The following is a 6,388-nucleotide window of genomic DNA, read 5'->3' as shown; positions in this document are numbered from 1 at the left end:
GGGTGGCCCCGCGCCGAGACCAGGTTGGGGGTGGGACCCCGCGCCCCTTAAGGGGCGCGGGGAACTGCGCGATCAACCACAACGCACCCGCACTCGCAATCGCAACCCAACCCGGCAGGCGAGTAGGCGCACCAAACACCCATTTGTCACTACCGCCCCGTACTGTCGAACCATGGCAGTCCCCGCACCCGCACCCTCTTCGGCCTACGACCCGGCGTCAGCCGACCGCTGGGCCCCCGAACCCGACAAACGCCCCGGCCGCACCGCCTTCCAGCGCGACCGCGCCCGCATCCTGCACTCCGCCGCCCTGAGAAGGCTCGCCGGCAAGACCCAGGTCGTCACCCCCGGCACCCCCGCCCAGGCATGGGACGCCAGCCCCCGCACCCGCCTCACCCACTCCCTCGAATGCGCCCAGGTCGGCCGGGAGCTGGGCGCCGCCCTCGGCTGCGACCCCGACCTCGTGGAGGCCGCCTGCCTCTCCCACGACCTCGGCCACCCGCCCTTCGGCCACAACGGCGAACAGGCGCTGAACGAGTTCGCGGACGACTGCGGCGGCTTCGAGGGCAACGCCCAGTCCCTGCGGCTCCTCACCCGCATCGAGCCCAAGCGGTTCACCCCCGAGGGCTCCGTCGGCCTCAACCTCACCCGCGCCGCCCTGGACGCCGCCACCAAGTACCCGTGGCCGCGCGGCGCGCACCCCACCGCCCCGGCCTCGCCCAAGTTCGGTGTGTACGAGGACGACCGGCCGGTCTTCGACTGGGTCCGCAAGGAGGCCCCCGGCACCCGCACCTGCTTCGAGGCGCAGGTCATGGACTGGTCGGACGACGTCGCCTACTCCGTGCACGACGTCGAGGACGGCCTGCACGCCGGTCACATCGACCCCAACTGCCTGCACGCGGAGCCGGAACGGCAGGCGGTGTTCGCCGTCGCCGTCGGCCTGTACGTGCCCGCCGGCACCGACCCCGCCGAACTCGCCGCCGCCCTCGACCGGCTCCAGGACGAGGAGTGGTGGCCGCACGGCTACGACGGCACCGCGGTCGCCCAGGCCCGCCTCAAGGACGCCACCAGCCAGCTCATCGGCCGGTTCTGCCTGGCCGCGGAGGGCGCCACCCGCGAGGCCTACGGCACCGGCCGGCTCACCCGGTACGGCGCGGAACTCGTCGTACCGCGCGAGGCCCGAATGGAGTGCGCGGTACTCAAGGCCATCGCCCACCGGTACGTCATGCAACGCGCCGAGCAGGAGCGGCTCCGCGCCGACCAGCGGGTCGTCGTCGCCGAACTCGCCGAGGCGCTCACCGCCCGCGCGCCGGACGGGCTCGACCCGCAGTTCCGGGCGCTGTTCGACGCGGCCGGCGACGACCACGCCCGCAAGCGGGTGATCGTCGATCAGATCGCGTCGCTCACCGACGCCTCCGCGCAGTCGCTGCACGCGCGACTGACGGGACGTATGTGAACACTTTGTGACTCTCTGCGACCCTCGGTGGCCTGATCGGGGCAAGATCGCGTCAGCGGGGGTCATTCCCTCTTCCCGCATCACGCTGCGTGCGGGAGGCTCACAGTGCGGCGCATGTGGGCGGCATATGTGGCGGCACCCTTACGAGGAGGCATCAAGTGGTCGACGCGGACCAGACTTTCGTCATCGTCGGAGGCGGACTCGCCGGCGCGAAGGCGGCCGAGACGCTCCGAGCCGAGGGCTTCAGCGGCCGGGTGATACTGATCTGCGACGAACGCGACCACCCGTACGAGCGCCCGCCGCTCTCCAAGGGATACCTGCTCGGCAAGGAGGAACGCGACAGCGTCTTCGTGCACGAGCCCGCCTGGTACGCGCAGCACGACATCGAACTGCACCTCGGCCAGACCGTGGACCGCATCGACCGCGCCGCGAAGACCGTCCGGTTCGGCGACGACGGCACGCTGGTCCGCTACGACAAGCTGCTGCTCGCCACCGGAGCGGAGCCCCGCCGCCTCGACATCCCCGGCACCGACCTGGCCGGCGTCCACCACCTGCGCCGCCTCGCGCACGCCGAGCGCCTCAAGGGCGTCCTCGCCGCCCTCGGCCGGGACAACGGGCACCTGGTCATCGCGGGCGCCGGCTGGATCGGCCTGGAGGTCGCGGCGGCGGCCCGGACGTACGGCGCCGAGGTCACCGTCATCGAGCACGGACAGACCCCGCTGCACAGCGTCCTCGGACCCGAACTGGGCAACGTCTTCGCGCAGCTGCACGAGGAGCACGGGGTCCGGTTCCGCTTCGGGGTGCGGCTCACCGAGATCGTCGGCCAGGACGGCATGGTGCTCGCCGCGCGCACCGACGACGGCGAGGAGCACCCGGCGCACGACGTGCTCGCGGCGATCGGTGCGGCGCCGCGGGTCGGGCTGGCCGAGGCGGCCGGGCTCGAGCTGGCCGACCGGGCGCAGGGCGGGGGCGTCGTCGTCGACGAACGGCTGCGGACGTCCGACCCGGACATCTACGCGGCCGGCGACGTGGCCGCCTTCCCGCACGCGCTGTTCGGCACGAGGCTCCGCGTGGAGCACTGGGCCAACGCGCTGAACGGCGGCCCGGCGGCGGCCCGCTCGATGCTGGGGCAGGACGTCGCGTACGACCGGGTGCCCTACTTCTTCACCGACCAGTACGACCTGGGCATGGAGTACAGCGGGTGGGCGCCGCCGGGGTCGTACGACCAGGTGGTGATCCGGGGGGACGCGGGGAAGCGGGAGTTCATCGCGTTCTGGGTGAAGGAGGGGCGGGTGCTGGCCGGGATGAACGTGAACGTGTGGGATGTCACAGAGCAGATCCAGAAGCTGATCCGCTCCGCGGCGCCGGTGGATCTCGACGCTCTGGCCGACCCCCATGTGCCGTTGGAATCGCTCGCCTAGGGGGCTGCCGGGTTCTGCCGTCTCGCGGGTAAGGGTGCGTGGGGGCTGGTCGCGCAGTTCCCCGCGCCCCTGAAGGGGCGCTCCGGCTCGCCGGAGTTGTCACCGCACCCCCGTAGAATTCATCCGTGGCCGGACGGATCAATGACGAGGATGTGAAGGCGGTACGGGACGCGGTCCCGATCGACGCCGTCGTGTCCGAGTACCTCCAGCTGCGCAACGCGGGCGGCGGGAACCTCAAGGGACTGTGCCCGTTCCACGACGAGAAGTCGCCGTCCTTCCAGGTCAGCCCGAGCAAGGGACTCTTCCACTGCTTCGGCTGCCAGGAAGGCGGCGACACCCTCACCTTCGTGATGAAGGTGGACCATCTCTCCTTCTCGGAGGCGGTCGAGCGGCTGGCCGCCCAGGCCGGCATCACCCTGCGCTACGAGGAGGGCGGGTACAACCCGGCCCACCAGCGCGGTGAGCGGATCCGGCTGGTCGAGGCGCACAAGGCCGCCGCTGTCTGGTACGCGGAGCAGCTCGCCACCAGCCCCGAGGCCGAGACCGGCCGGCTCTTCCTCGCCGAGCGCGGCTTCGACCAGGCCGCCGCCGTCCACTTCGGTGTCGGCTACAGCCCGCAGGGCTGGGACCACCTCACCCGCTATCTGCGCGGCCAGGGCTTCACCGACAAGGAGCTGTTGCTGTCGGGGCTCTCGCAGGAGGGCAGGCGCGGGCCCATCGACCGGTTCCGGGGCCGCCTGATGTGGCCGATCCGGGACATCGGCGGCGAGGTCGTCGGCTTCGGCGCCCGCAAGCTCTACGAGGCCGACAACGGGCCCAAGTACCTCAACACGCCCGAGACCGCGATCTACAAGAAGTCCCAGGTCCTCTACGGCATCGACCTCGCCAAGCAGCACATCGCGAAGGCCAGCCGCGCGGTCGTGGTCGAGGGCTACACCGACGTCATGGCCTGCCACCTGGCCGGGGTGACGACCGCGATCGCCACCTGCGGCACGGCCTTCGGCGGCGAGCACATCAAGATCCTCCGCCGGCTGCTGATGGACAACGGCTCGGCCCGCGTGATCTTCACCTTCGACGGTGACGCGGCCGGGCAGAAGGCGGCCCTGCGCGCCTTCGAGGACGACCAGAAGTTCGCCGCCGAGACGTACATCGCCATCGCCCCCGACGGCATGGACCCCTGCGAACTGCGCCTCGCCAAGGGCGACGAGGCGGTCGCCGACCTGGCCGAACCCCGCACCCCGCTCTTCGAGTTCGCGCTCCGCCAGATCGTCGCCCGCTACGACCTGGACACGCCCGCGGGTCGCGCGGCCGCCCTCGACGAGGCGGCGCCGATCGTCGCCCGGATCAAGAACAGCGGCGCCCAGCACGAGGTCGCCGTCCAGCTGGCCGGCATGCTCGGCATCCTCGACACCCAGTTCGTGGTGAAGAGAGTGGCCCAGCTGGCCCGTTGGGCCCGTGAGAAGGGTGGCGGCGGGGGCCGGACCTCCGCCCCGGGGCGCGGCCCGCAGCAGCCGTCGTACGACACCGGCGGCTCCCGCCCGGCCGTGTCCGGCCCGGCCCTCAACCTCCGCAACGCCGTCTTCGCCACCGAGCGCGAGCTGCTGAAGCTCGCCCTCCAGCGCCCCGAGCTGGTCTCCCCGGCCTTCGACGCGTACGGCATCGACGAGTTCACCGCCGAGCCCTACGCGGCCGTACGCCAGACCATCATGGAGGCGGGCGGCGCCGAGTACGGCGTGCAGGATCCGCAGGAGTACCTGGTCCGGGTCCGCGATGCGGCCGCCGACGACGCGGTCCGCGCGATGGTCACCGAGCTCGCCGTCGAGGCGATCATGCGCCGCACCGTCGACGAGAACTATGCGGGCGAACAACTCGTGACCGTCCGCCGCCGGGCCGTGGACCGCCGCATCCACGAGATCCAGATCACCCTCACCCGCCTCGGCAACGGCGGCGACCCCGCCCAACTCACCTCCGTGCAGAACGAGTTGTGGGTCCTCCAGCAGTACGGGCAGGCGCTGCGCGAGCAGGGCCCGGCCGCCCTCTGAGCCCCGCTCGGCCGCCGGGATAACCGCGCGGTCACGGACCGGACGCAAAAAGTCACCGCACGCCCCTCGTGGCGGCGATGTGTCTTCCCCCACACTGGGGGCGGTGCCTGAGTCCTCGGAGCGCGGCCGGCCCGTCCCGGACGGGTCCTACACCCCCGCCGTTCCACTCATCGCGTACGGGACGGACAGCGGCGAGGCCGTCGTCTCCGCTCCCGAAGTACCGCTGCCGCACCCCCTGGCAGCGATCATCCTGGAGGTCGCCCCCGTGCAGACCCAGACCCTGACCCAGACAGACAGCAGCAGCACGCTCACGGACGATCCGGAAGCCGACAGCGGCGGCTATGCCGGCGTACCGCCGCAGAGCCGGGCCGCGCTGCACCCCGAGACCGAGCCGGAGGGCCCGGCTTCGGAGGAGCTCACGGCCGACGCCCCCGACACGGAGTCCGAGCCCGAGTCCGAGCCCGAGCCCGCCGCGTCGCGCGCCGCCGCCCGCGCCGACACCGCCGGCCCCTCCTCGGACCTGTTCCGCCAGTATCTGCGCGAGATCGGCCGTATCCCGCTGCTCACCGCCGCCGAGGAGGTCGAACTCGCCCGCCGCGTCGAGGCCGGCCTGTTCGCCGAGGAGAAGCTGGCCGGCGCCCCCGACCTCGACAGCGAACTGGCGCTGGACCTGGACCGGCTGGTCGTCATGGGCCGCATGGCCAAGCGCCGCCTCATCGAGGCGAACCTGCGGCTGGTCGTGTCGGTCGCGAAGCGGTACGTCGGCCGGGGCCTGACCATGCTCGACCTGGTGCAGGAGGGCAACCTCGGGCTGATCCGCGCCGTCGAGAAGTTCGACTACGCCCGCGGCTACAAGTTCTCGACGTACGCCACCTGGTGGATCCGCCAGGCCATGTCCCGTGCCCTGGCCGACCAGGCCCGCACCATCCGGGTCCCCGTGCACGTGGTGGAGCTGATCAACCGGGTCGTCCGCGTCCAGCGCCGGATGCTGCAGGAGCGGGGCTACGAGCCGACACCCGACGAGGTCGCCGCGCACCTGGACCTGGCGCCGGAGCGGGTGGGCGAGGTGCTGCGGCTGGCGCAGGAGCCGGTGTCCCTGCACGCCCCGGTGGGCGAGGAGGACGACGTCGCCCTCGGCGACCTCATCGAGGACGGCGATGCGGCGAGCCCGGTCGAGTCGGCGGCGTTCCTGCTGCTGCGGGAGCACCTGGAGGCGGTGCTGTCCACGCTCGGGGAGCGGGAGCGGAAGGTCGTCCAGCTGCGGTACGGCTTGGCCGACGGCCGGCCGCGCACGCTGGAGGAGATAGGGCGGATCTTCGGGGTGACGCGGGAGCGGATCAGGCAGATCGAGTCGAAGACTCTGAACAAGCTGCGGGATCACGCCTTCGCGGACCAGCTGAGGGGCTATCTGGACTGACGCCGGGTGCGGGTGCGTGGGGGTTGCTCGCGCCCACGCGGCGGCAGCCGCAAAT

4 protein-coding genes are annotated in these 6,388 nt (G+C 72.2%); all 4 read left to right on the top strand.

The features are described from left to right. Positions 1 to 172 precede the first annotated feature (172 nt). The 4 genes from ABZ887_RS42560 to ABZ887_RS42545 all read left to right on the top strand — a co-directional run bounded on the left by ABZ887_RS42560 (position 173) and on the right by ABZ887_RS42545 (position 6,333). Positions 173 to 1,453 (top strand): deoxyguanosinetriphosphate triphosphohydrolase, encoded by a 1,281-nt coding sequence (locus ABZ887_RS42560; RefSeq protein ID WP_361302798.1) that lies wholly within the window; start codon positions 173 to 175, stop codon positions 1,451 to 1,453. Between the two features lie 158 nt (positions 1,454 to 1,611). After that, a complete protein-coding gene (locus ABZ887_RS42555) occupies positions 1,612 to 2,874 on the top strand; it encodes an FAD-dependent oxidoreductase (protein WP_361302795.1) in 1,263 nt (420 codons plus the stop codon). 125 nt (positions 2,875 to 2,999) lie between these two features. Next, a complete protein-coding gene (gene dnaG, locus ABZ887_RS42550) occupies positions 3,000 to 4,916 on the top strand; it encodes a DNA primase (RefSeq protein WP_361302792.1) in 1,917 nt (638 codons plus the stop codon). Between the two features lie 103 nt (positions 4,917 to 5,019). Then, complete coding sequence (locus ABZ887_RS42545) at positions 5,020 to 6,333, top strand: RNA polymerase sigma factor (protein WP_361302789.1); 1,314 nt, start codon at positions 5,020 to 5,022, stop codon at positions 6,331 to 6,333. Positions 6,334 to 6,388: the final 55 nt, after the last annotated feature.

Origin of the sequence: Streptomyces sp. NPDC047061 (assembly GCF_040643955.1) — a bacterium.
Lineage (GTDB): Bacteria > Actinomycetota > Actinomycetes > Streptomycetales > Streptomycetaceae > Streptomyces.
The sequence above is the reverse complement of the archived record's forward strand: the minus strand, read 5'-3'. Positions and strand labels throughout refer to the sequence as shown.

Bases quoted from the DNA above. Each gene is read 5' to 3' on its own strand.
- ABZ887_RS42560 (WP_361302798.1), top strand. From the start codon at position 173: ATGGCAGTCCCCGCACCCGCACCCTCTTCGGCCTACGACCCGGCGTCA.